Origin of the sequence: Snodgrassella sp. ESL0323, from assembly GCF_013346865.1 — a bacterium.
Lineage (GTDB): Bacteria > Pseudomonadota > Gammaproteobacteria > Burkholderiales > Neisseriaceae > Snodgrassella > Snodgrassella alvi.
In genome coordinates this window covers 71,253-96,879 of the sequence record NZ_JAAEDT010000012.1, presented here as the reverse complement: position 1 = coordinate 96,879, position 25,627 = coordinate 71,253, and the positions used below count along the sequence as shown (strand labels likewise).

Annotated in this window: 23 protein-coding genes; 6 read left to right on the top strand and 17 right to left on the bottom strand. The window is 41.8% G+C overall.

Annotated elements, in window-relative coordinates:
- Nucleotides 1–293 precede the first annotated feature (293 nt).
- Nucleotides 294–674: a hypothetical protein gene (locus GY065_RS03575; protein WP_174833099.1), complete on the bottom strand. Its 381-nt coding sequence runs from the start codon at nucleotides 672–674 to the stop codon at nucleotides 294–296.
- 288 nt (nucleotides 675–962) lie between these two features.
- On the opposite strand from GY065_RS03575, the gene GY065_RS03570 reads away from it, so the two are divergent.
- Nucleotides 963–1,820, top strand: coding sequence for a LysR family transcriptional regulator (locus GY065_RS03570; RefSeq protein WP_174833098.1), 858 nt, complete (start codon nucleotides 963–965; stop codon nucleotides 1,818–1,820).
- Between the two features lie 30 nt (nucleotides 1,821–1,850).
- Entirely contained in the window at nucleotides 1,851–3,119 is a 1,269-nt protein-coding gene (locus tag GY065_RS03565) for a glycerate kinase (RefSeq protein ID WP_174833097.1), read from the top strand.
- Between the two features lie 148 nt (nucleotides 3,120–3,267).
- Here the strand turns inward: GY065_RS03565 and GY065_RS03560 are convergent, their stop codons facing one another.
- The 13 genes from GY065_RS03560 to pcnB form a co-directional block, all read right to left on the bottom strand.
- Entirely contained in the window at nucleotides 3,268–4,110 is an 843-nt protein-coding gene (locus GY065_RS03560) for an HNH endonuclease (RefSeq protein ID WP_202984031.1), read from the bottom strand.
- Between the two features lie 808 nt (nucleotides 4,111–4,918).
- Nucleotides 4,919–5,584: an HAD family phosphatase gene (locus tag GY065_RS03555; protein ID WP_174833096.1), complete on the bottom strand. Its 666-nt coding sequence runs from the start codon at nucleotides 5,582–5,584 to the stop codon at nucleotides 4,919–4,921.
- On the bottom strand, nucleotides 5,581–6,249 hold the full coding sequence (hda, locus tag GY065_RS03550) for a DnaA regulatory inactivator Hda (protein ID WP_025330353.1): 669 nt from the start codon (nucleotides 6,247–6,249) through the stop codon (nucleotides 5,581–5,583). The genes GY065_RS03555 and hda overlap by 4 nt, the downstream gene beginning before the upstream one ends.
- A 141-nt stretch (nucleotides 6,250–6,390) precedes the next feature.
- Nucleotides 6,391–9,084, bottom strand: coding sequence for a bifunctional [glutamate--ammonia ligase]-adenylyl-L-tyrosine phosphorylase/[glutamate--ammonia-ligase] adenylyltransferase (gene glnE, locus GY065_RS03545; protein ID WP_174833095.1), 2,694 nt, complete (start codon nucleotides 9,082–9,084; stop codon nucleotides 6,391–6,393).
- A 219-nt stretch (nucleotides 9,085–9,303) separates the two neighbouring features.
- Complete coding sequence (locus GY065_RS03540; RefSeq protein ID WP_174833094.1) at nucleotides 9,304–9,768, bottom strand: peptidylprolyl isomerase; 465 nt, start codon at nucleotides 9,766–9,768, stop codon at nucleotides 9,304–9,306.
- Nucleotides 9,769–9,895: 127 nt separating this feature from the next.
- Entirely contained in the window at nucleotides 9,896–10,378 is a 483-nt protein-coding gene (locus GY065_RS03535; RefSeq protein WP_174833093.1) for a peptidylprolyl isomerase, read from the bottom strand.
- 87 nt (nucleotides 10,379–10,465) lie between these two features.
- Nucleotides 10,466–12,463 carry a DNA helicase Rep gene (gene rep, locus GY065_RS03530; protein WP_174833092.1) on the bottom strand — a complete coding sequence of 666 codons (1,998 nt, stop codon included), beginning with the start codon at nucleotides 12,461–12,463 and terminating at the stop codon, nucleotides 10,466–10,468.
- A gap of 72 nt (nucleotides 12,464–12,535) precedes the next feature.
- Nucleotides 12,536–13,195, bottom strand: a complete 660-nt coding sequence (gene ung / locus GY065_RS03525) for a uracil-DNA glycosylase (RefSeq protein WP_174833091.1) — start codon at nucleotides 13,193–13,195, stop codon at nucleotides 12,536–12,538.
- Nucleotides 13,196–13,288: 93 nt separating this feature from the next.
- Nucleotides 13,289–14,113: a bifunctional hydroxymethylpyrimidine kinase/phosphomethylpyrimidine kinase gene (gene thiD / locus GY065_RS03520; RefSeq protein WP_174833090.1), complete on the bottom strand. Its 825-nt coding sequence runs from the start codon at nucleotides 14,111–14,113 to the stop codon at nucleotides 13,289–13,291.
- A 172-nt stretch (nucleotides 14,114–14,285) separates the two neighbouring features.
- Nucleotides 14,286–15,077: a 3-methyl-2-oxobutanoate hydroxymethyltransferase gene (gene panB, locus GY065_RS03515; protein ID WP_084547688.1), complete on the bottom strand. Its 792-nt coding sequence runs from the start codon at nucleotides 15,075–15,077 to the stop codon at nucleotides 14,286–14,288.
- Between the two features lie 546 nt (nucleotides 15,078–15,623).
- A complete protein-coding gene (locus tag GY065_RS03510; RefSeq protein ID WP_174833089.1) occupies nucleotides 15,624–16,256 on the bottom strand; it encodes a deoxynucleoside kinase in 633 nt (210 codons plus the stop codon).
- Nucleotides 16,257–16,275: 19 nt separating this feature from the next.
- Complete coding sequence (folK, locus tag GY065_RS03505) at nucleotides 16,276–16,800, bottom strand: 2-amino-4-hydroxy-6-hydroxymethyldihydropteridine diphosphokinase (protein WP_174833088.1); 525 nt, start codon at nucleotides 16,798–16,800, stop codon at nucleotides 16,276–16,278.
- The gene (gene pcnB / locus GY065_RS03500) at nucleotides 16,797–18,131 is read right to left on the bottom strand and encodes a polynucleotide adenylyltransferase PcnB (RefSeq protein WP_174833087.1); all 1,335 of its coding nucleotides are present in this window, start codon (nucleotides 18,129–18,131) and stop codon (nucleotides 16,797–16,799) included. Before pcnB ends, folK begins: the two co-directional genes overlap by 4 nt.
- A gap of 204 nt (nucleotides 18,132–18,335) precedes the next feature.
- On the opposite strand from pcnB, the gene GY065_RS03495 reads away from it, so the two are divergent.
- Genes GY065_RS03495 through purE form a run of 4 tightly spaced genes read left to right on the top strand, consistent with a single transcriptional unit; the run spans nucleotide 18,336 to nucleotide 20,427 of the window.
- Nucleotides 18,336–18,521, top strand: a complete 186-nt coding sequence (locus tag GY065_RS03495; protein ID WP_084585198.1) for a DUF3460 family protein — start codon at nucleotides 18,336–18,338, stop codon at nucleotides 18,519–18,521.
- Between the two features lie 17 nt (nucleotides 18,522–18,538).
- Complete coding sequence (locus GY065_RS03490) at nucleotides 18,539–19,207, top strand: O-methyltransferase (RefSeq protein ID WP_174833086.1); 669 nt, start codon at nucleotides 18,539–18,541, stop codon at nucleotides 19,205–19,207.
- A 27-nt stretch (nucleotides 19,208–19,234) separates the two neighbouring features.
- Nucleotides 19,235–19,933, top strand: a complete 699-nt coding sequence (locus GY065_RS03485) for a tetratricopeptide repeat protein (protein ID WP_174833085.1) — start codon at nucleotides 19,235–19,237, stop codon at nucleotides 19,931–19,933.
- Nucleotides 19,930–20,427: a 5-(carboxyamino)imidazole ribonucleotide mutase gene (gene purE / locus GY065_RS03480; protein WP_174831396.1), complete on the top strand. Its 498-nt coding sequence runs from the start codon at nucleotides 19,930–19,932 to the stop codon at nucleotides 20,425–20,427. Before GY065_RS03485 ends, purE begins: the two co-directional genes overlap by 4 nt.
- A gap of 560 nt (nucleotides 20,428–20,987) precedes the next feature.
- On the opposite strand, the gene GY065_RS03475 is transcribed toward purE, so the two are convergent.
- The 3 genes from GY065_RS03475 to gltX form a co-directional block, all read right to left on the bottom strand.
- Entirely contained in the window at nucleotides 20,988–22,646 is a 1,659-nt protein-coding gene (locus tag GY065_RS03475; protein WP_174833084.1) for an AMP-binding protein, read from the bottom strand.
- Nucleotides 22,647–22,800: 154 nt separating this feature from the next.
- Nucleotides 22,801–23,907: a tRNA 2-thiouridine(34) synthase MnmA gene (mnmA, locus tag GY065_RS03470; RefSeq protein ID WP_174833083.1), complete on the bottom strand. Its 1,107-nt coding sequence runs from the start codon at nucleotides 23,905–23,907 to the stop codon at nucleotides 22,801–22,803.
- 258 nt (nucleotides 23,908–24,165) lie between these two features.
- A complete protein-coding gene (gltX, locus tag GY065_RS03465; RefSeq protein ID WP_174833202.1) occupies nucleotides 24,166–25,557 on the bottom strand; it encodes a glutamate--tRNA ligase in 1,392 nt (463 codons plus the stop codon).
- Between the last annotated feature and the right edge of the window lie 70 nt (nucleotides 25,558–25,627).

The window sequence follows — 25,627 nt, the reverse complement described above, 5'->3', positions numbered from 1 at the left end:
CTGAGCAATTTATTCAATATTACCAAGATAAAAATTATTCACATTATAGCGTTATTTAACAAAATCACACACCGCTTTATTACCAGTATAATCAACCACTGTACATTGTAAATATCATATTTAATCTATCATTCATAATGAATATTTTCTAGAACTTTAAAAGCCTGTTTATGCTTATGCATTAAAAATATTAATGAAAAAATTTATTGAATATTTTTTAATTGAAATGATATTAAATTCAATTAAAGTAAATACTTTTACTACAATAATCAATTTTAATTAATGCAGACTTATTATCCATCCTCGCTTAAATTTATATTCAGTATTAAGTAATCTAATTTTGCGCTTAACATACATAACCCAATGTATATAATTAGAATTTTATCAGGTATATAAAACAAGCTTTCAACTAAAAACGCCAATCTAGTGATAATCTGCCAATATTTAAACCGATTCTCTGCCGTAAAATGACCACCTCCGGCAACAAACAAATACAGAAAAATAAACCAGTATAATACTGCCTGCTCACCCTGATTTAGTATAGGTGTCAGTAAGGTATCAATGTTGTTTGGATGAACATGAAAAACAAACAAGCTGCAACCATCTATCTGCCCAAAATAAAAACCGCAGTTTGCACAAATAAACCAATCTTCAGCAGAATATTTCCTAATCATTTCAGCATATCAGCAACATCTGTTACCGAAAATAATACTATTGATTCATTTCCGTCAGTCATAGAAAATAACCACAGTCAGAATTTTGCCGAGCATACTGTATAAAAAATGCTGTTACCAGACACAATAATCTCAAAGCAAATTCAGTATCAATAGTATGAATTTTATTTATCTTAATCATATTAATTTATAAAATTTATTCATAAAAACATAAAAATAGTGTATTGAATTTACTAAAAAGAAACGATATCATTTTTATTCAATAATTATTTCCTTTAAAGAAACAAAATGGACACATTACAAAGCATGTGGGTTTTCCGTTACGTAGTAGAGTTAGGCAGCTTTACTAAAGCAGCTGAATTTATGGATATTTCTACAGCGATGGCCAGTAAACACCTGCATCATCTGGAAAAAAACATTCAGGCTAAACTACTCAACCGTACTAGCCGCCGCATCAGCCTTACCGAAGCCGGACAGGAATACTATCATCGCTGCGTAGAAGCACTGGATACACTTACCGAAGCCAAACGTGTTGCACAGGCTGGTACGGTCAAACCGCAGGGCTTACTTAAAATTACTGCTCCAAACTGGTGTGCTTCACGCCATTTTGGTGAAATTCTGTCTGAATACCGACAGCAATTTCCAGAAGTGAGTTTATCCGTTAATCTGGACAGCCGGCGTACCGACCTGGTTGCAGAAGGTATTGATCTTGCTTTACGTGTCACCAATAACCCTGAACCCAATCTCATCGTTAAACCGATTACCCGCATTGATTTTTTATGGGTAGCCAGCCCAAAATATCTGCAAAAATACGGCATTCCGCATACTGTAGCAGACCTGAAACAGCATTATGGTCTGTTACCACAATATGTTCATCTTGATTTACCGCTTATTCCTGCCTGTACCAGTAACAGTGCTCTGCTGATACACCAGATGGCGCTTAATCATATGGGGCTGGCATACTTACCTGAATGGATGGTGAGAGAAGATATACAACACAAACGTTTAGAAACCATCGAACACATTGCTTGTCCGGAAAGCCATACACTGTATGCAGCCTATATGAATCGTGAATTTCTCAGTGCTAAAGTGCGTAGCTTTATTGATTTTCTGGCAGAAAAATTTGAAACTGCTAAAAACCGCTAAAACTCAAATAAAATTTAAGGGGACAACTGTATGCTCAGCCACGATAATGCCATCAGCTTTTTACAGCAATTATTTTGCTATACGATCGAAGAAGCCAGTCCGGTGAATAAAATGAGTAACTGGATACCACAGAAAAATCCATGCGGACGGGTAATAGTTGTCGGTGCAGGCAAGGCTGCTGCTGCCATGGCGGCTGAATGGGAAAGAATATGGCCGCAAGACTATCCGCCACTATCCGGTGTCGTTGTTACCCGTTACGGACACAGCATTCCTACAAAGCACATCAAAGTACTGGAAGCCAGTCATCCTCTACCGGACTCTGCCGGACAGACTGCTGCTCAGGCCTTACTTAATGCTGTTAGCGGATTAAATCCGCAGGATCAGGTTTATTATCTCGTTTCAGGTGGCGCTTCCGCTCTGACCACACTGCCGGTTAGCAGTATCACACTGGCTGATAAGCAATATATTAACCGCCAGTTACTTAGTAATGGTGTTCCCATAGACGCCATGAATACGCTGCGGAAACATCTTTCTCGCATCAAAGGCGGCCGACTGGCTGCCGCAGCAGCACCAGCACATATCACCACTCTGGCTATTTCAGATGTAGTTGGTGATGATATCAGTACCATAGGCTCCGGCGCAGGTGTGCCCGATCCTACCACGTTGGCTGATATTAAACGTATTGTAAATCAATACCAAATCGACCTCCCTGCAAGTGTTATCGCCTATTTAAACAAAGCAGAGGCTGAAACACCTAAAAATCTTCAGAACAGCAGTGCTCACATTATTATTAGTCCTGATCAGGTATTTACTGCTGTGCAAAACCGGGCAATCCATCAGGGTATTGAAGTACTGTATCTGGGAGACCGTATAGGCGGCGAAGCACGTGAAGTGGCTCAGGTGATGGCCGGAATCGCTCTGTTTCAGCAAAACCGGCATCAGCGCAATAAACCTTTGCTGATTCTCAGTGGTGGAGAAACCACTGTTACCTTAAACCGGCAACAAGGACGCGGCGGTCGTAATACTGAATTTTTACTGGCACTGGCTATTGCTCTGAATGGAGCAAACAATATTTATGCACTGACTGCCGATACAGATGGTATTGATGGCAGCGAAGATAATGCCGGAGCATGGATAACACCTGATACATTACTCCGTGCCGAACAAGCCGGAATATCAGCACACGACATGCTGAATAATCATAATGCATATGATTTTTTTAGTACAACCGGACAATTACTGATAACAAAGCCGACATTAACCAATATCAATGACTTTCGCGCGATTCTTGTATTGTAAGAATAATGCCGTCGGTAATGCTGGCGGGTATTCATAATACCGGCCGGCGACAGAAATTTTATTAATATGAAAGATTTTATTTATCTGTTTATCGTAAATACCAAATTGAATAAACATATCTAACTATGAAAATAAATGATTCTCTAAATCAGCTTTTATGATCCAATTCTTGCATACGTTGATAAGCAATATTAATTAATCTTTTGATATCGTTCTCATCTTGTACTATGTGCATTTTTCGATGGCAATTTGGGCAAAGTGCAACTATATTATCTAGTGTATCCGCACCATTCTGTGATAACCATATTATATGATGACATTCTAAATAAGGTTGATGTTCTTTATTAGTAAAAGGAGCAGGTTGTTCACACAAATCACAATGACCTTTAGCCTGACGCTTTACATACTCTGCTAACTCCATACTGCGTCGATAACGTGGCACTTTAACCGTCATTTTACTGGTTTTAGTTTGTTTAGCTCCATCATTTTGCTGTCGAATTTTAACTAACAGCTTTTTATCAGATAAGCTTTTTATTGAAGATAATTTCTCATTCTCATAATGATTTATAACTTCATTAGGAAGTCCCCCTGCCTTTAAACGAAGAGGGAAAATATAAACTTGCCGCCATTGTTTTTCTACATCTAATTGCTGTGCTGTATAGGGCTCACTGGCTTTAAGCATTTCACCTATATAAGTGTACTCATTTGTTTTGAAAACCTCAAAATAATGCACTTTTACACCATTGTTTTCAATATTGGCTAAGGTTTTATTTTGTGCAGATTCTAAAGACTGATCTCCCAATTGCCCCATACCTGTATAGTATAAAATATCATCTTTCCATATATCGTTATATATAGAATTTATATGATTAGTGATGAGCACCAATGTATTCGTTCTGTTTGATTTGCGCATCCCCCCTTGAGGTGAGCAAAGAAACAATTCACATAATTTCTCATTACTTAAAATAGTACCTTGAGCTAAAGTAACCATAATTTTTATTTAAATAATACTTACTATAAAATAATTTTATTAGATTTACGTTTTAACTAAATTAACACACTTTTTTAATTAATTTCAGTAAAAATTTATGCAGAAACTATATAACTATATATATTTATATATCGTAAATAAATCAGCTTATTTGTAAAAATAAGCCAACTTATTCTTTGTATGTTTTTATGTATAAAAATTTTAATGTATTCGTAATGTAATTTTACAAATTCAGCACCATTTGAATATTGACTTCTTAAAAACACTTGTATGTTCAGTTTTTTTTAAAACCAGCTTACTGATAGAGTTGTATGTAGGCTTCAAGCTAGTATAGCTTGAATAGAGCTTTTTTCTCCCTGCTCTCTGACTTTGATTATGACAACCTCTATAAACTTTGCACCAATATGCTTACTTTGAAATTCTGATGTTACGACCAGTTTAGCCAATTCAAAATTATACCGATCCATTATTCCAATTGACCAAGGCGCATACCACTGGTTTTTCCTCATTCAACACCACTGATACTCCTTACTATCTTTGCTAAGCTAAGATTTCAAAAACTCTCTCGTTTAGTGGATAAGGTGATTGATGAATTCTGGCTGATAAAAATGAAGGTAAATAAATCATTCATATTACATAGTTCAATCACTCATCCACAAAATTTTATTTTTCTTCCTCTGTAATTTTTGGAACCACTTTTACTGCTAAGTTATTATATTCAACACTACCATTTATTTCAGGAAATATAATTTCTAATCCAGAAATTTTGAATAAATTTTCCGCTGTTTGCCAAAGTTATGATACATCATTACATAAAATTCAGTATCGGCCAGCCATGGCGATGGGCATACTGCACCAGTTTATCATCAGGATTAACGGCAACCGGATCAGTTACCAAATTGAGCAAGGGCAAATCATTATGCGAATCGCTATAAAAATACACTTTACTAAAATCTTCCAGCTGCTGTCCGCGCTGTGCTAGCCACTGCTGCAAGCGGGTAACTTTGCCTTCTTTAAAACTGGGCGTACCTGTATAGTGTCCGGTATAGTTACCGTCTGCATCTGTTTCTAACTGCACGCCGATAATATTCTGAATACCAAACGCTTTTGCAATGGGTGCGATAATAAATTCATTAGTAGCAGACAAAAGCAGCATTTCATCACCAGCATCGCGGTGTCCTTGAACCAGCATTTTAGCCATAGTAGAAATATGCGGCACGATAAAATCACGCATATACTCATTATGCATTTCATCCAACTCTGCGCGGCTAAAGCGCGCCAGTGGTGCAAGCTGGAATTTTAGAAATTCATCAATATCCAGACAGCCATTCAGGTAATCTTGGTAGAATTTGTCGTTTTTCATGTCAACAAACGATTTATCTACCAGTCCTTTTTGCATCAGATACTTCGGCCATTCATTATCTGAATCACAGTTAATCAGTGTGTGGTCAAGGTCAAAAATAGCCAGATTCATGCATTTTCCTGTTGTTTAAGTAACTGGCGCAATAATGTAAGAGTGATGCGTCGACCCTGCGCCAGTGAATAATCATTCAGGGTATTGAGCATCAGCAGCAAGCTATCCAGATCTCTGCGCCAGTGAGCCAGCAAATAGCGGATTACTTCTGCATCAACCGGTATTTGCCTTGCATGAGCCATGCCTACCAGAGCATTGAATTTTTCTTCATCACTTAATGGTTTGATTTCGTAGACAAGACAATAGGCCATGCGTGTACGTAAATCTTCACGGATCATTAGCTGCTGAGGAGGAATTGCTGAACTTAAAAGCAGATTACCGTGTCGGCTGTTGCGAAAATGATTGAAAAGAGAAAATAGTTGCTGCTGTTCAGTGGCACTGAGTAATTCAATCTGGTCTACGGCAACACAGTCCAGATCGAACAGCCAGTGTCCCAGGCCTTCTCTAGCTGCATCAACATATTCAGCTTTCAGCCCGCGTGACTGTGCTTGAGCCACCCATGCTTTGAGCAAGTGGCTTTTACCACTGCCTGCTTCCCCCCAGACAAAGATAAACGGGTCAGCCTGATGCTGTAACACATAAATCAGTTCCGCATTGGTATGGCCAAGAAATTTATCAAATCCGGGATAGCTACGATCGTCAAAGTCAAATATCAGTTGGTTCACTACAGTAGACCAGTTTGAAAGCTAGTGCGACCTTTGATTGTAGCTGTCTGCTTTGTTCATATCAAGCAGCATAACGATGGAATTTAACTGATGAATAAGGATTTTATATTTAGCGGAAGTGAAAACCGACAGATAAAATATTTACTTCGACGGTTCGGCGGCAAATACCTGTTTCCATAGTTTCTTCACTACCTGATAATATTCAAGTAAGGAAGCATCTATGGGCGTAGTGACTGCGTCACGAAGACGGGTGTTATGCTGTAGCTGCCGATAATAACGATACGCAGTACGGCTGCCTTCCGCCAGTTTAGTGTCAATCAGCCCCAGCTTAGCAGCAATACTGAGTAAAGCAATATTGCCATAATTTTGTAATAATTGCGGATACTGATGTGCAAAAGACAGAATCAGATACTGCACAATGAATTCTACATCAACGACACCGCCGCGGGCATATTTCACGTTACTGTCAACTGGCGGATGTGTAGGGAACATTTTTTCGCGCATGGCAATAATTTCTTTCCGAAGCTGCTCTGCATCACGCTGACGACACAGTATCTCATTCCGTACAGCATCAAAGCGTCTGCCAACTATACTGTCTCCGGCAATAAAGCGGGCACGTGTCAAAGCCTGATGTTCCCATGTCCATGCACTTTCACGTTCATAGCGCTCATAAGCCTGTATATGTGTGACGGTAAAACCGGAATCTCCGTTCGGACGCAGACGTAAATCAATATCATAGAGCATGCCGGCGCCAGTTGGAACAGTGAGCCAGCTGGTCAAGCGGCGTGCCAGACGAGTATAAGTATCGACAGCATCCGGATGATTATCATCAAATACATAAACCAAATCCAAATCAGAAGTATAGCCCAGCTCTTTGCCGCCTAATTTGCCATAACCAATCACAGCAAAGTGCGCAGTATCAGTATGCCTGCGTGGTAACTCAGTCCACACTCTTGTAAGTGCAGTTTGAATAATCAGATCTGCTAAAGCGGAAAGCTGGTCGGATAAGGACTCAACTGTCCACAAGCCAGCCAGATCCTGCACAGTCAGACGGAAAGTCCATGCATGCTGAAACCGGCGTAAAACATCCATCTGGGCTTCAACATCACCATGACACTCATCAAGCTGATGCTCCAGTTCAATCGAGTGAGCTGCCCAATCAGTATCTATACGCATTAATTCATTGCTGAGCAGTTCATCCAGCAAAACCGGATGCTGCTGCAGATAAGTAGCTACCCAGCTACTCTGGCTCATTAAACTAGCCAGTTTTTCCAGAGCCTCAGGATGCTCATGCATAAATGCCAGATAGGAGCTGCGCCGGCCGATGGCCTCAAGAAAATCCAGTAAACGGGCTAAAGTAACATCCGCTTGCGGACATTTTGCGGCAATACTAAGCACTGACGGTATGATTTCGTCAAAACGCTGTTGTGCAGTGGACGATAACTGCCGGTACTGACTGCCATGATGCAATTGTTGCAGCCGCTGCAATACATTTTTTGCATCAAACCCGTGCGCAGTCAGCAAAGCGATTTTTTCTTTGTTGTCACTTTCATCCTGCCATACACGCAGCATATCTGGATCGTTTACTTTGGCTTTGTCTTCCGGTTCAGTAAATATTGCTTCAAAAATCTGGTGCACAGCCTGTCTGTGCTGATTCAGGGCAGCCAGATAATCTTTGTAGTCGCTGTATCCCATACTTTGTGCCAGCATTTGCTGCTGCTTTTCACCAGTTGGTAACATCTGGGTTTGCTGGTCATCCCAATATTGCAGCCGGTGTTCGGTATCTCGCAAAAAATAATAGGCTTTCAGTAATGTATCGACACTATCATCCAACAGCATTCCGTGCTGAAGTAAAGCATGCAGCGTTTCCTGTGTACCTTTTAATTGTAGGCTGCGTACCTGTCCGCCCCGTATTAACTGGAATATCTGGGCAACAAATTCCACCTCACGGATACCACCGGCACCAAGCTTGATATTATCGGCCATACCTTTACGGGTAACTTCACGCTGTATCTGCCGGTGCAGGTTGCGCATGCCGTCATAAGCATTAAAATCCAGATATTTGCGATACACAAAAGGTCGTACCAGTGCTGCAATATTATTCGGATAGTCAGTGACCAGACGTGCCTTTGTCCATGCATAACGCTCCCACTCCCGTCCCTGCTGAATCAGATAATGTTCCAATGCGGTTTCATTGATTACCAGTGCTCCGGAATCACCATCTGGACGCAAACGCATATCAACCCGAAAAACCTGACCATCTCCGGTAATATCATTTAAAAGAGCAATGATTTTCTGTCCGACTTTTGTAAAAAATTCCTGATTGCTCTTCTGTCGTTTACCATCAGTATCTCCAGCTTCCGGAAACACAAAAATTAAATCAATATCAGAAGATACATTCAGCTCATAGCCACCCATTTTCCCCATACCTACAATACTAAGGCGTTGCTTATCCCCGCTATACTGACCGATTGGCTGTCCGTACAAACCAGCATAGTAGGCATGTGCATACTGCTCAGCAATATTTATAGCGAAATCCGCCAGATGGGTAATGGTTACAGTGACTTCATTTAAATCGCTTACCCGCGCCAAATCACGAGCCATAATATGTGCCATTACATAACGGCGCAGCAGGCGTAACTGGCGTACCAGTTCATCTTCATTTTCACTGCTCTGTAATTGCGCCCAGTCAGCGAAATTCCGGAAATCATCAATGGTCAGTTGCCGCTGCAGCCAGGGATAAAGTTTGTCTGTATTAAGTAATTGATTATCCAGCAGACGGCTTAGAAACAATGAATACGGACGGGCAGCAACAAGAATTTGTTCGGGAGTCATAATGGCATTAATAAGAAAATGAATGCATGCTTTATCATACCGTCTGAATCTAATACTGTGAATCAGTAAATCAGTGTCAACGATAGCCTATATGCCATTATAATGTGAAATATTATCAGTAATACTGCATAAGGAAGTTTTTGTTTAAAGCAAAAATTCCCTTTATTTTATATAATTTTAATAACTAAGCAATTATTAAGAGTTAACCGCCATTTACTCTTAAACAGAACCTCGTTTCAGTTCTTTAGCAGTAGCCGGACGAATATCTTTTACAACTGCTTTGAAACGTATATGAAGACCGGCCAAAGGATGATTACCATCTATTACAGCTTTATTATCAGACACATCGGTAACACGATATAGACGTACTTCACCAGTTTTCCTGTCTTTAATTTCTAATAGCAGCCCTACATATATGTCATCTTTTTTGCCCGGAAGATTATCCAGCTGATCAACAAAAATAAGGTCTTCATCAATTTCACCAAACGCATCAGCCGGCACCAGTTTTATATCGACTATATCACCAACAGTTTTATCATATAACTGTTCTTTCACCATAGGCATAATACCACGATAGCCACCTTGCAAATAGCTGTACGGTTTTGGAGATTTTTCGATCAGTTTATTATCAAGATCAAATATTTCCCATTCTATCGTCACTACAGAATTTTTAGTAATTTTCATAACAATTTCCTAATATTTTATTATAAAAATATTATTGTGCTGAATATTACCAGTAAAAATCAAAAAAAGAAGTTTATGCATACAGCAAAACTTCCTTTTGATTTAATTATTGAATAATATCTGCAATTTAATGGTGATGGTGATCATGCGCCCCATGAACATGACCATGTTCCAGTTCTTCTTCAGTAGCAGGGCGAATATCTTTTACCGTTGCTTTAAAACGAATACGCTGACCAGCCAATGGGTGATTACCATCAACTACAGCTTTGCCATCAGCCACATCGGTAATACGATAAACCATTACATCTCCGGTTTCCGGATCATCCGCTTCAAACATCATACCCACTTTAACTTCAACTGGGAACACATCCAATGGTTCGATACGAATCAGATCTTCTTCCTGTTCGCCAAATGCATCGTCGGGTGCCAGTGTTACATCCACTACATCGCCAATTATTTTATCATGTAACTGCTCTTCCACTAATGGAAAAATACCGTCATAGCCACCATGTAAATAACTAATCGGTTCTTCAGTTTTATCGATCAGCTGGTTATCAGCATCAAACATTTCATAATCCAGCATCACAACAGAATTTTTGGCGATTTTCATAATTTTTTTCCATAATCAAGCTGCACAGGCAGCAAACAATTTGTATTTTAACATGTAATGGTGCAAACCACATGACGTTACAGACTGCTATTGCAGGCTATCCAGCCGTGCCATCATTCCGGCAAGAATACTTTTACCTTCCGACTGACTAACAATGGGTTCACTGCCCTTACGTCCCAGCAAACGAATATCTTCGCCCGGCATTTCATCAATAAAACGACTGGGTTCATGAAATTCCCAGGAACCAGCACGTTTGCGTTTATGACAATGTGTAAGAGTAAGAGTTTGCCGTGCACGGGTAATACCCACATACATCAGCCGGCGTTCCTCATCAATATTGTCTTCTTCGATACTGTCAGCATGCGGAAATACTCCTTCTTCACAGCCTACCAGAAACACATGCGGATACTCTAGACCTTTAGACGCATGTAGAGTGGACATACTCACCATATCTGCATCTTCATCTTCTTTACCATCAAGCAATGTCATCAGCGCTATAGTCTGGGCTATTTCCAGAATATTCCGGCCATCTTCTTCACCTTTTTTGCCTATCCAACTGAGCAAATCTTGCACATTGCGCCATTTAATTTCTCCGGCCCGTCCTTCCTCCGTGTTGAGCAAATGTGTTTCATAAGCTATATCGGCAAGCAAACTGTGCAACAATTGTCCGGCATCTTCCACAGTAGCACGTGCCTGATAATCAACCAGCAAAGCCATAAACTGCTGTAACGGTTCACGGCTTTTTGCTGACAGCTCTGCCAGTGCATCCATACTGCGTGCAGCTTCAAATAAACTGCATTGTGCCACTTTGGCATAATTATTCAGCTTAGCCAGTGTGGTTTCACCTACTCCTCGCCGTGGTGTCGTTACTGCGCGCAGAAATGCCGGATCATCGTCCGGATTCGCAAGTAAACGAACATAAGCCAGAACATCTTTGATTTCAGCCTTATCAAAAAAACTTTGTCCGCCTGAAAGTCTGTATGGAATTCTCCGGCTGCGCAATGCCTCTTCAAAAACTCTCGCCTGATGATTACCCCGATATAAAATCGCAAAATCCCGGTAATGTACTGCATCACCACCAATCAGTTTTTGATGAGCAATTCTGCTGACGACTACATCAGCTTCATGAGCCTCATTTTTACAGGCAATAACATCAATCATGTCACCCAACCCGTATTCACTCCATAATGTTTTAGCAAAAAGTTTGGGATTATGGGCAATCACCTGATTGGCTACACGCAGAATACGTGCAGTAGAGCGATAATTCTGCTCCAGTTTAATAATTTTTAAATCCGGATAATCTTGTTGCAGCAAACGCAGATTTTCCATATTGGCACCACGCCAGGCATAAATACTCTGATCATCATCACCTACGGCAGTAAACTTACCTTCTGCACCAGTAAGCAGACGCATCAGCGCATACTGACAGGTATTGGTATCCTGACATTCATCTACCAGCAAATAACGCAAACGAAGCTGCCACTTATAGCGAATGTCTGCCTGTGACTGGAGCAGCTCAACCGGTATCCGAATTAGATCATCAAAATCTACTGCTTGATAGCTGGTCAGAGTATCCTGATAAGAGGCATATAACTGCCCCATCTGATGTGTCCACGTATCATCAGCCTGCCGAATAACAGTTTCCGGAGAAAGCAGGCTATTTTTCCACAGTGAAATCTGATGCTGGGCTTTAAACACCATTTCCCTGCCGGTACTGCCCAGTAATTCACTGATGATTTTGCCCGCATCGGCACTGTCGAGAATAGAAAATTGTTTTTTATATCCCGCAGCTGCTGCTTCCTCACGTAAAAAACGCATACCCAGCGAATGAAAAGTACATATAGTTAAACCGCGGGTTTGCGATTTACTTAATAAATGACCAACACGCTCCTGCATTTCCCGTGCCGCTTTATTAGTAAAGGTAATTGCAGCTATCTGCTGGGCAGGATAATGTGCTTGTGTAATCAGATAAGCAATTTTTTCAGTAATAACACGCGTTTTACCACTGCCGGCTCCGGCCAGCACCAGTAATGGTCCATCAAGATAGTGAATAGCTTCGTGTTGTTGCGGATTCAGATTTAACATGGTTTTATTGATGCTTCCGGCAAAAACACAACCGTACTGTTTATCAGGCCGGCTTCTGGTCAGCCGGATATCTTACAATTGCCAGTCTATCGGGCTTATTCCATGCTCCTGCAGATATGCATTAGCCCGTGAAAAATGCCTGCATCCGAAAAAACCACGGTATGCAGATAAAGGAGACGGATGAGGTGCAGTTAATACCAGATGTTTTTTCCGGTCAATCATAGCACCTTTTTTTTGGGCATGGCTGCCCCAAAGCATAAATACAATATGTTCACGTTCAGCATTTAAGACAGCAATCACATGGTCGGTAAAAGTTTCCCAGCCCAGCTCTGCATGTGAATGTGCCTGACCGGCGCGCACGGTTAAAACGGTATTAAGCAACAATACACCTTGCTCTGCCCAGTGCTGCAAATAACCATGCTGCGGAATACGAAAACCGGGTATATCTTCAGCCAGTTGTTTATATATATTGACTAGTGAAGGAGGAATGGCTACACCTTGCCGTACAGAAAAAGACAAACCATGCGCCTGCTGCGGACCATGATAAGGATCCTGACCAAGAATAACCACTTTAACCTGAGCAAATTCAGTTACCTTAAACGCATTGAACACATCTTGTGCCGGCGGATAAATCACCTTACCGGCCAGCCTTTCAGCACGTACTGTTTCCAGAATATGCTGAAAATACGGTTGCTGTTTTTCTGCACCAATTGCCTGATGCCATGTCTGCATTAAAACTTCCCCTGTCTGATAAAAAAGCAATTTATACCTTGCAGTCGGCCTTATACCCGTCAAGCTGCCAATTTTAGCATAGCGGCAAAACTACTAATCATGCCTTATACGCCAGAAATGCGCTAACGGACCATACCCATGTCCCAGATGCCAGTGTTGCCCTGCCTCAATCGCACCATGTACATAACTTTTGGCAGCCGCAACTGTATTAGCCAGATTTTCATGCTGTGGTCGCAAAGCGGCTATCGCAGCTGAAAGAGTACAGCCGGTACCATGAGTATGTGAAGTATGAATCCGGAGACTTTTAAAACATACCGGTTCATTATCCCGTTCCATCAGCCAGTCTGCAGCATCTTCAGAATTATTACGGTGCCCGCCTTTTACCAGTACCGCATGACAGCCTTCATCCAGTAAAATCTGTCCCTGCTCGAGCATTTCTTTATCCGTAGTGGCTATCGGCTTATGTGTCATGATAGACAGTTCAAAAAGATTAGGTGTCAGAATATCAGCCAGCGGCATCAGCAATTGCTTCATTGTCTGCACAGTATTTTCAATCGACAAAGCTGAACCGGAAGTAGCCACCATGACCGGATCCAGTACAGTAAAGGGCAAATGATATTGTTGCAGTGATTGAGCAACCGTACGGATGCTGTCAATATCAGCCAGCATACCAATTTTGACTGCATCAATACGAATATCAGACATTACTGCCGCACACTGCGCTTCTATCATATCCGGTGGTACTACCATAACCTGCTGAACACCAAAAGTATTCTGTGCAGTAATGGCTGTAATCACACTGGTACCGTATGCGCCCAGCGCAGCAAAGGTTTTTAAATCCGCCTGAATACCTGCTCCGCCACTGGAATCAGATCCGGCAATAGTTAAAGCACGGGGGTAAGGCTTGGCAAGCGCCATAAGCATCTCCCTGAAAATTTTTATTTGTCAACGAATTAACTTATATATACTTCCAGAAAAAAAAACAAGCCCGTATAAATATCCGCAAAATATGCCTATTGACTATTTGTAAAGAAAAACCCACAAAAAAATATAATATTTTCAATTAAAAACAGAAATTTAATTCAAACTTTCAATCAGCAAAAATATGTTCTGCTGCCGGAAAAGTTTTTGCTTTTACTTCGCGAACATAGGCACTGACAGCTGCCTGAATACTATCCTGATCCCGCATAAAATTTTTGACAAATTTAGCTGTTTTACCCGGATAAATACCCAGCATATCATGCATTACCAGAACCTGTCCGTCACAGTCGACACCTGCACCAATACCGATTGTCGGACAGCTAAGTGCTGCTGTCACCTCTGCTGCCAGCCGGCCGGGTACACACTCCATTAATACCATATCAGCACCAGCCTGTGCATGAGCCTGAGCATCGGCCATTAATTGTGCCGCGGCTTCACCACGACCTTGTACTTTATAGCCTCCGAGTGTATGAACAGATTGTGGTGTCAGTCCGATATGGGCACACACCGGAATACCTCGCTGCTGTAAAAACTGTGTGGTTTCTGCTATCCATGCCCCCCCTTCCAGTTTCACCATATGTGCACCGGCAACCATCAGGCGTACTGCAGCAGCAAAAGCCTGTTCTTTGCTTTGCTGATAGGCACCGAAAGGCAGATCAGCCAGAATCATTGCCTGTTGATTACCCCGTGCTACAGCAGCCGTGTGATAACAGATATCATCAACACTAACTGGTATAGTAGATGTTTGCCCTTGTACCGCCATACCAAGCGAATCACCAATCAGCAATATATCAACACCGGCATCGCTCATCAGACGGGCAAAACTGGCATCATAACAAGTCAGCATGGCAATTTTTTCACCGGCTGCCTTCATTTTCCTTAAAGTATGAATAGTATGCATATACAGATAAATCCGCTATTTATGTTTTATCAGAAAATACTGCCGGTAATAACAGCTCATTTATTTTTAACCTGCATTCCGGCTAAAGAAACCCAAATTTGTTACAACAAATATCCGGCTAGTTGTAATGACCGGCAAAATACCACAGACTACAGCCAAACCAGAACAGATTAACAAATATTTTGCCATCCTTTATTCTCATCTGACCGGGATATCTTTAAAACTATTTATCTAATATGGATATATCCAGATGTTGGTACTAAACCAGTAATTTCATCCTCGATAATGCCGGAAAAATACGTATCTGAATTTTGCAATTCCATATACAAAAACTGTACTTTTTTCTATAAAAAGTACAGTTTGTAAGTCTGAAATCCATCGCAAAGAGAAAATAAATACCATATTAACAGAATATTGTCATTGATATTTTTTTACTCAAATTAAACGGCATAAAATGCCGATATAGCTAATTTACGACAAATCAGATTGACTGAAATATCCACGCAGACAACAGAAATAATTATTTCACCAAACAATTTTAAATAATTATTCGCTCAAATTGAGATAATTACGACTGCCCTGCATATTGGCAATGGTGTTCAGCAACAGTTCAAAATGATCGTCATTACCAAGAAAATCCAGCTCATTAGTATTAGCAATCAATAGCGGAGCATGCTGATATAAATGAAAAAACCGACGATATTCTGCGTGAATCTGCTGTAAATAACCAGCCGGAAACAGATTTACCATTCCGTCATCCCGCTGGTGCAAACGTTTGTCAAGTAACTCGTCATCAGCTTCCAGATAAATAACCAGATCCGGTACCGGAAATTTCGGCATCACTTTCTGCTTAATCTGCCAGTACAGAGTCTGCTCTTCTTCACGTAAAATTACCGGCACATATATCTGATCTTTTTCAAGCAGAAAATCAGCTACAATCCGCGAGCGTCGCTCATCTTCAGCATAAATTACATTTATTGCCTCACAACGGCGCATTAGAAAATGCATCTCTGTCGCCAGCCCGTGATTTGCCGCATTCAGATAAAATTTTTCCAGAAACGGATTGCTTTCCGGAATTTCCGACAGCAGTAAAGCATCAAAATGCTGCGCCAGACGGCGGCTTAAAGCAGATTTACCACTGCCAATGGATCCTTCTACGACTATGTAGCGATAATCCATACTCCTTTTTCCCCTGCTTTTATTCCTGATCGTCAATAATATCAGTTATATCAGTAATAATAGTCACCGCATCCGGCTCTTTTTTTAATAATGTTGCAGCTACCGCAGAAGCATTATCATGAGTACCGATTACATAATACGGCGCAATTGCAGCCAGCGGAACCATCACAAAAGCCCGTTCACATGCACGCGGATGAGGTAAGACCAGATCGGCATCATTAATATTCTGATGATTATAATCTATCAGATCCAGATCAATCACACGCGGTCCGTTCGGGACATCACGTATCCTGCCAAGTTTATTTTCCAGCTCTAATAAAGTGTTTAATAACTCATGAGCACTCTTAGTCGTGTGAACCAGAACAACTGTATTGACAAAATCCGGCTGATCAGTGATACCTACTGGTTTCGTACTATAAAGAGGTGAAATTGCCTTTACCCGCAATCCTTTTACCTGATTTAAAGCCGCCAGAGCTGCTTCAACCTGTTTACGTGGATTGTCGAGATTAGCCCCTAAAGCAATTACCGCTGTAACTAAATTCATGTTTCCTCCTGCTTGAGTTTGTTAGCGTGTTTGTTACGGTATCTTTTTTGTCTTGTTGAAGTTTTTTCTATTTGTGAGGCTGTACGGATTAACTGCTCTCGCTCTGCCTCTGAAGCATGCTGAAAAGCCTGCCACCACTGAACTGTTTCCTGAGATAATTCCCCTAGACTGGCACGCAGACACATAAAATCAAAAGCAGCACGAAAACGCGGCTGTCCGAGTAAGCGGAAAGGACGAGCCCCGCGCATAATCTCAAACTGCGGCTGCAAACTCCAGATTTCACGCATAGTTACACTATATCGCTGCGGCACACCCCAGTTTTTATCTACGTAATGGCGTTCTGAACTAATTGCTGCATTCATAGCAGCACTTGAGCGCATACCGTTATTCAGCTCCCGCTGCCATGCCTTTCTGATATGCGGCCATAATATAGCAGCTAATACGAAACCCATAGAAACTGATTTATCTGCCCGCAGCCGTTCATCTGTATTATGCAGCGCCAATGCAGCAATATTGTCATTATCCTCTCCGCCCGGCATTAATGCATCAAGCAACGGATGAATATCTTTCAGACCAAGTTTATTCATCTGACGCAGGCAGGCCTGTGCATAACCACTGAACAAAATTTTCAGCACTTCATCAAAAAGCCGTGCCGGCGGCTCCCGCTTTAAAAGCTGCGCACATTCAGCTATTGGTTTAGATGTATGTTTATCTACGGTAAAGCCAAGTTTTCCAGATAATCTGGCTGCCCGCAGCATGCGCACCGGATCCTCTTGATAGCGCTCGACCGGATTACCAATCATTACCAAACGCCGGTTGAGAATATCTTCAACCCCATGATGAAAATCCAGAATAACTTGTCGTTTCGGATCGTAGTACAAAGCGTTGGCAGTAAAATCCCGGCGCATTGCATCCTGTTCTAATGTACCGAAACTCACATCTTTCATTATCCGGCCCAACTCATTATGGCTGTTAACCGCACCGCCGCGAAAAGTTGTTACTTCGATAGTTTCCGGGCCAACCATAACATGCACAATCGGAAAACGCCGGCCAATAATACGGCTGCGCCGGAAAAGTTTTCGCACCTGTTCGGGTGTAGCATCTGTTGCTATATCAAAATCTTTTGGTGCCACTCCAAGCAGTAAATCACGTACAGCACCGCCCACCACATAAGCCTGATAACCTTCTCTCTGTAAGCGGGTAATGACTTTTTCCGCCGCAAAACTCAGATCATCTGCCTGAATATGGTGTTGTGCCAATGAGATTTCCCGCCTTTTGCCAAGCCGGGCAGACTTTCTCGGCAAAACCTTATGTAACCACTTTGTTAGCATAAATAATACAAAAGCTTGTGAAAAAATACTCGCGTGCCGCAGCAACCACGACCGATAAAGTACTATAGTATAACCTATCTATCTGTATCTCATCATTCCTCACCGCACAGACAAGTGCAATCTGCCGGCATTTTTTTCACTACCACTGCCTACTTTGTATATAATACACCCGTTTCTGAACTCATCATGTAAGAAGAAACCGATATGTATAATTATCAGTCTGACACTACCCAGTTTCTGAATGAATTTCTGACTAAGCACCCAGAAGAAGCACAAGCACAAATCGAACATCGCGGCATGCTATGGGATGTACAGCTCAATCCAGAAGATGAGGCAAACTTTGCCGCCTCCAGATTGCCGAAAAAAGGCTATACCTATCTGACTGAATAATCCCTGTTTAACCCGTTATGAGCCAGAACGGTTGTCTGAATACCCCGGAGCTGAGGCAATATCTTGCCGGAATAAACCCTGCAGAAGCGCCACTACTGGCACAGCTGCGTGCTGAAACGGCACGGCATCGCAAGGGTAATATGAGTATCGCACCGGAACAGGCTCAATTAATGGTATGGCTTGCACGGATGATTCAGGCTCGCAACTATCTGGAAATTGGTGTTTTTACCGGTTACAGTAGTACAGCTATGGCAATGGCACTGCCGGAAGACGGACATATCACTGCCTGTGATATTAACGTAACCTATACCGATATTGCCCGCCGCTACTGGCAAGAGGCTAATGTCAGCCATAAAATCCAGCTGTATCTGCAGCCGGCAATAATAACCCTCGATAAACTGATTACCAGTAATCAAAACAATTATTACGATATTGCTCTGATAGACGCGGATAAGATACCCACCCCTCAATATTTTGAGCGCTGCCTGCAATTGGTTCGTCCCGGCGGTATTATCGCCATTGATAATGTCTTATTGCACGGCCGTGTTGCACAGACAGCCAATGCTAATGAATCAGAAAGTGTTCATATTATGCGTCAGTTCAATGCCAGTTTGATAAACGATACGCGGATAATTCCGTTAACTATACCACTTGGTGATGGTTTAACACTTATTCAGAAAAGATAATAATAAACAACCGGAGGAGAAAAATACATGAATTCACGTTTAAATCAATACTATTTCAGCCTAATCCTGATAGTTACATTTTGTATCAGTGCTTGCAGTAACATACCATCCCCCTCTGTTGCAGCTAGCACTTCTGTAGCGGAAGAAGTACATACAAATACTAACCAATCCACTGAGCAGCTTGACCAGATTCAGACGCAATTGAATGCTTTACAGGTACAGATCAATGGCCTGCAAAACCAGATGAATGATATTCGTCAGCAACAAGATACATTATCGCGCTACCTGAATGTACGTACTCCGGTCAGTCACAATACTCCGACCAAAGCCCCCGCTACTAATGATAATACCAGCGAAGCACGTCGGCTATATAATGCCGGTCTTTATAGCCAAAGCATTCGTCTGCTGAAAAATGCTGATAGTGGTGGCAATGGTAGCGCCCAGGCACAAGAGCGCATGTGGCTGCTGCTGCAAAACCATTCCCGTTTGAATAATTGTGAATCGGTAATTAATATCGGCAAGCGCTTTAACAGCCTTTATCCGCAAAACAGTCAAAGTGCCAACGCCCTTTATCTGGTGGCACAATGTCAGACTCATTTACAGCAGCAGGATATTGCCCGCCTTACTTATCAGCACATTATCAATAGTTATCCAAACAGTAATGCCGCTGTTAAAGCCAGGCATCAATTAAAAAACCTGTTACCAATCAAAAAAGGAACTCGATGAACACTCCGCAAATTGGCATTATTATGGGTAGCAATAGTGACTATCCGGTTATGCAACAGGCAGAGCAGTTTTTGCAACAATTCAGTATTCCTTATGAAATACAGGTTGTATCCGCACACCGTACTCCGGATTTAATGTTTGAATACGCTGAAACCGCCCGTTCCCGAGGCTTGAAAGCGATTATAGCCGGCGCTGGCGGGGCTGCTCATCTGCCGGGCATGGTTGCTGCCAAAACTACCGTTCCTGTTCTGGGCGTACCTGTACCAAGTAAATATTTGCGCGGTGAAGATTCACTACTGTCTATTGTCCAAATGCCTAAAGGCGTACCAGTAGCCACTTTTGCTATTGGTGAAGCTGGTGCAGCCAATGCTGCTTTATTTGCCATTTCCATGCTGGCCAATGACAATCCGCAGCTGGCACAAAAACTGGCAGAATTTCGTGAAAGCCAGAAACAAAGTGTTCTGGATATGAATTTACCCAGCATTCCAGCCTGATTACTATTTAATTCAGACATATTTGCTGCATAAATATAATGAATAATATCATTATGCTATTGATATTAATTGTATTCAAATAAGAAAGAAAATTGACTATTATCCTCAGTAGCATGAGCATATTTACATGATTAGAATTAGCTCCAAAAAGCAATATCAGTTTTTAGTTATCAACTTAATCTAAAGAATTTCTGCTAAGTAACTGAAAGTAGAATAAAGATTTAAAATTAAAAATAAAATTCCAGCTTTCTTATTATTGCCAACAACAAATACTAAAAATATTCATTCTAAATTAAATATTTCATTTGAATTACAATCGAAATTGGATTGATTTACAATTCAGTTTTAACAATAAATTAAGCTAAAAAATTAGTAAATTCATTTATTTATTATAACTAAACAAAATTTTAATATTAAACAAATAAAACCTATAAATATGTTTATATCATTTATTATGCTTGATACCCATAATAAATAAATTATTACATTTTATTTACTGAATAAAAAAAGATACTGCTCCTATATTAGCAGTATCCATTTTTTATAACAAAATATTATTTTTATGTTCTCAAATCCTTACGCAAAATTTTTCCTACAGCAGATTTGGGCAATTCTGAGCAAAACTCTATATCTTTAGGCACCTTATAACCGGTCAGATTCTGGCGACAATAGGCAATAATTTGTTCACAAGTCAGATTCGGATCCCGTTTTACTACAAATAACTTGATTGCTTCGCCTGATTTTTCATTAGGTACACCGATACAAGCCACTTCCAGCACCTCAGGCATAGCGGCTACAACCTCTTCTACCTCATTCGGATATACATTAAAACCCGATACCAGAATCATATCTTTTTTGCGATCTACCAGTTTTACATAACCTTTAGCATCAATTTCAGCCATATCACCGGTAGCCACAAAACCACGGCTATCAAGAACTTTAGCTGTTTCTTCCGGCCGGTTCCAGTAGCCTTTCATTACTTGCGGCCCTTGAACCCATAATTCTCCTACTTCACCAACCCCGAGAACCTTGCCGTTATCATCACGAATTTCAATATCTGTATTCGAAACCGGCAAACCGGCAGTACCCGTATATTCAGGATTATTCAGCGGATTAGCGCACACGCCGGGGCTGGCCTCAGTTAGACCATAAGCATCAATAATGGGCACACCCGTAATGGCTTTCCATTCCTGCGCCACCATTTTCTGAGTTGCCATTCCTCCACCTAGCACCAGTTTCCAGGTTGAAAAATCAATCGTTTTAAATTCTTCATTATGAATCAGTGCATTAAATAGAGTATTAACGCCACTCATTACCGTTACCCGATTGTTTTTCAGAACTTTGACCAAAGCTTTAATATCACGTGGGTTGGTAATCAGAATATTTTTGGAACCGGCATTAGCAAAAATCATAATATTCACAGTAAGTGAAAAAATATGATATAGCGGCAATGGTGTTACTACTACTTCCTGTCCGGGCACCAGATTTGCCTTAATCCACTCTGATGCCTGCTGCATATTGGCTACAATATTACCGTGTGTCAGCATTGCGCCCTTGGACATACCGGTTGTTCCGCCGGTATATTGCAACAAGGCCAAATCTTCCAGCTCAAGCGGTACCGGAGTAAAACGTTGTTTTTTCCCTAATTCCAGAGCCTGCAGAAAAGTAACTGCTCCCTCAATCCGAAAAGGCTTCACCATTTTTTTGACTTTGCGCAGCATGAAGTTCACTACAGTACCCTTCAGCCAGCCAAGCATATCGCCCATACTGGCCACTATCACCTGCCTGATTGCAGTCTGCTCCAGTACCTGAGCCACAGTATGCGCAAAATTTTCCAGTACGATAATCGCAGTCGCACCGGAATCAATCAACTGATGAGCCAATTCCCTCGGCGTATACAGAGGATTAACGTTCACAACTACGCCGCCAGCCTGTAACACCCCGAATACCGCAATCGGATACTGCAATACATTAGGCATCATAATTGCTACCCGCTCACCTTTTTGCAGATTCAATACATTCTGCAAATATGAGGTGAACTGATTTACAAAAGTAGCAGTTTGAGTATACGTGAGTGTAGTACCCATATTGGAAAAGCTTGGCTGCGGGCCGAATTTCTTCACACTGGTGTCAAGAACGTCAATAATTGACGAATATGCACGCACATCTACTTCTGCCCGCACCCCTTCCTGATAACTTTGTAACCAGATTTTTTCCATTATCTTTTTCCTCTGCAACAATGCGTCTAATTTAAAGTGAAGTAAGGAAATATCAGTCAAAACAGACTGCAAAGAAAACATCAAATCAGAACATCAGCATTGTCTGCAAGATGACTGACTGTAACCAGCCAGTCTGTTGATATAAGTGATTAAATTAATTATTTTGAATACTATGACTGTCGGTATCTCTGATAATACCACCACCCAGACACACAGCGCCAGCATACAGTACAGCAGACTGACCGGGCGTCACAGCCCATTGTGGTTCATCAAATACCAGTTCCGCGCAATCATCAGCCAGATAACGCAATTGAGCCGCCGCATCAGGCATGCGATAACGTGTTTTCACGCCATAGCGCCCTTCTGCCGGACGCTCTGGTGTCGTAAAACTTAAATCATGCATAATCAGGCTGCGACTGAACAACAGTGGATGATCATGTCCCTGCACAACCAGAAGCTCATTATTCGGCAAATTTTTCCCGGCAACAAACCACGGCTCACCGTCGCCTCCGATACCCAAACCTTTGCGCTGCCCTAGTGTGTAATACATCAGTCCTTCATGCTCACCTACAATCTTACCTTCCGGTGTCACCATTGCTCCCGGATTAGTAGGCAGATAACGCTGTAAAAATTGTCTGAATGGGCGTTCACCAATAAAGCAGATTCCGGTACTGTCTTTTTTTCCGGATGTGGGTAGCTGAGCCTGCTCCGCCAATCGGCGTACTTCAGATTTTTCCAGGTCACCGAGCGGAAACAATGCACGCTGTAATTGGTATGGTTGCAGTCGATACAGAAAATAACTTTGGTCTTTATTCTGATCCAGCCCCTTGAGCAGATAATGTACGCCATCGCGTACATCCTTACGTGCATAATGTCCTGTTGCAATCAGATCTGCACCACCGTTCAGCGCATGTTCCAGAAAACATTTGAATTTAATTTCTGCATTACACAATACATCAGGATTGGGTGTGCGACCAGCCTGATACTCCTGAAGAAAATATGCAAAGACATTATCTTTATACTGACCTGCAAAATTAACAATATCAATATCCATATCAATCAGATCAGCCACTGCTACTGCATCCAGTGAATCCTGCTTGATAGAACAATATTCGTCATCGTTATCGTCTTCCCAGTTTTGCATGAAGACACCGCGCACATCATAACCGCCCTGCTTGAGCAGCCAGGCTGTAACCGATGAATCCACTCCACCGGACATGCCAACAACAATACGTTGTGATAAATTTGCTTTTGTATTCATTTACATTCATCCAAAACCGGCGCAGATTGTGCCACAGGCAGAGCATAGCAGCAACCTGCCGGCATAATTAATTGTGTATCAAACTTACACAAAAAAGCCATAAATACACAATTTACATCCATAATCAGCTTTTTATTTACACACAAAAAATTTTTACTCAATATTATCAGCCTAAATAACACAGGCTGCCGGTACTGTAATATCTGTCTCAAGACAAATAATCACAAGACCGGCAGCCTGTGTAAATGCAAATCAAACTCAGTTCTGACGCAGACGGCGTAACACCTCATCACGCCCTAATAAAGCCAGCACCTGATCAATCGACGGGGTTTTTCCTGTACCACATACAGCCAGACGTAAAGGCATACCCAATTTACCCATTTTAATATTTTCTGTTTCACAAAATGGTGCAAAAAGAGCGTGAATACTTTCCGCATCCCAATGTGATAACTGTTCAAGCCGGGCTGCAAAGCGCTGCATACGTGCCGAAGCATCAGCATCCCAGTGTTTAGCTACTTCCTTTTCTCCGGGAGTGGCTTTAACATAAAAATATCTGCATTCTTCAGCTAGCTGATTTAAATCCTGAGCACGTTCCTTAACCAGTGCTATCACTTCAGCCAAATCCGGCTGCTCAGTCACTTCAATGCCCTGCTGTGCCAGACGCGGGCGCACCAGCTCAGCCAGACGGGAATTATCACTGGCTTTAATATGCTGCGCATTCAGCCACAACAGCTTTTCATGATCAAAACGACTGGCTGAAGGGCTAACATCTTTTAAATCAAACCATTCAACAAACTGTTCCATCGTGAAGAATTCATCATCACCATGTCCCCAGCCGAGTCGCGCCAGATAATTCAGTAAAGCTTCAGGTAAAATACCTTGCCGGTCATAATCAACTACACTAACTGCATCCCGTCGCTTACTCATTTTTGCGCCTTTTTCATTCAGAATCATTGGCAAATGAGCATATTGAGGCAAAGCTGCACCCATAGCTAAAAGAATATTAATCTGTTTAGGCGTATTGTTGACATGGTCATCACCTCGGATAACCTGCGTAATACCCATATCATAATCATCTACAACTACACAGAAATTATAAGTAGGGGTACCATCGGCACGCGCAATAATCAGATCATCCAGATCCTGATTGGCAATGGCAATATGACCTTTAACCAAATCATCCCATGCTGTTTCACCAGTTAGCGGCATTTTAAAACGTACGACCGGCTGAACACCTTCGGGTACAGGTGGCAGTGTTTTGCCTTCATCCGGCCGCCAGCGGCGGTCATACCAGAAGTGTTCACCACGTGCCTCAGCTTCTTGCCGCATTGCTTCCAGCTCTTCACGACTGGTATAGTCATAATAAGCATGACCGGAAGCCACTAACTCACGTAAAACTTCAGCATAACGGTCAAAGCGCTTTGTCTGGTAAAACGGACCTTCATCATAGTCCAGACCAACCCAGTGCATACCGTCCATAATTGCCTGCACTGATTCAGCGGTAGAACGTTCCAGATCCGTGTCTTCAATTCGTAATATAAACTTTCCATGATGTTTACGTGCAAATGCCCAAGAAAACAAAGCAGTGCGCACACCACCAATATGCAAAAAACCGGTAGGACTGGGAGCAAAACGAGTACGAATCATGATTACCATTCTTCAGACACAGAAAAAACCTTATTGTACGCGTAAGCCAGAGTAAACAAAACCCGTTCGTGAT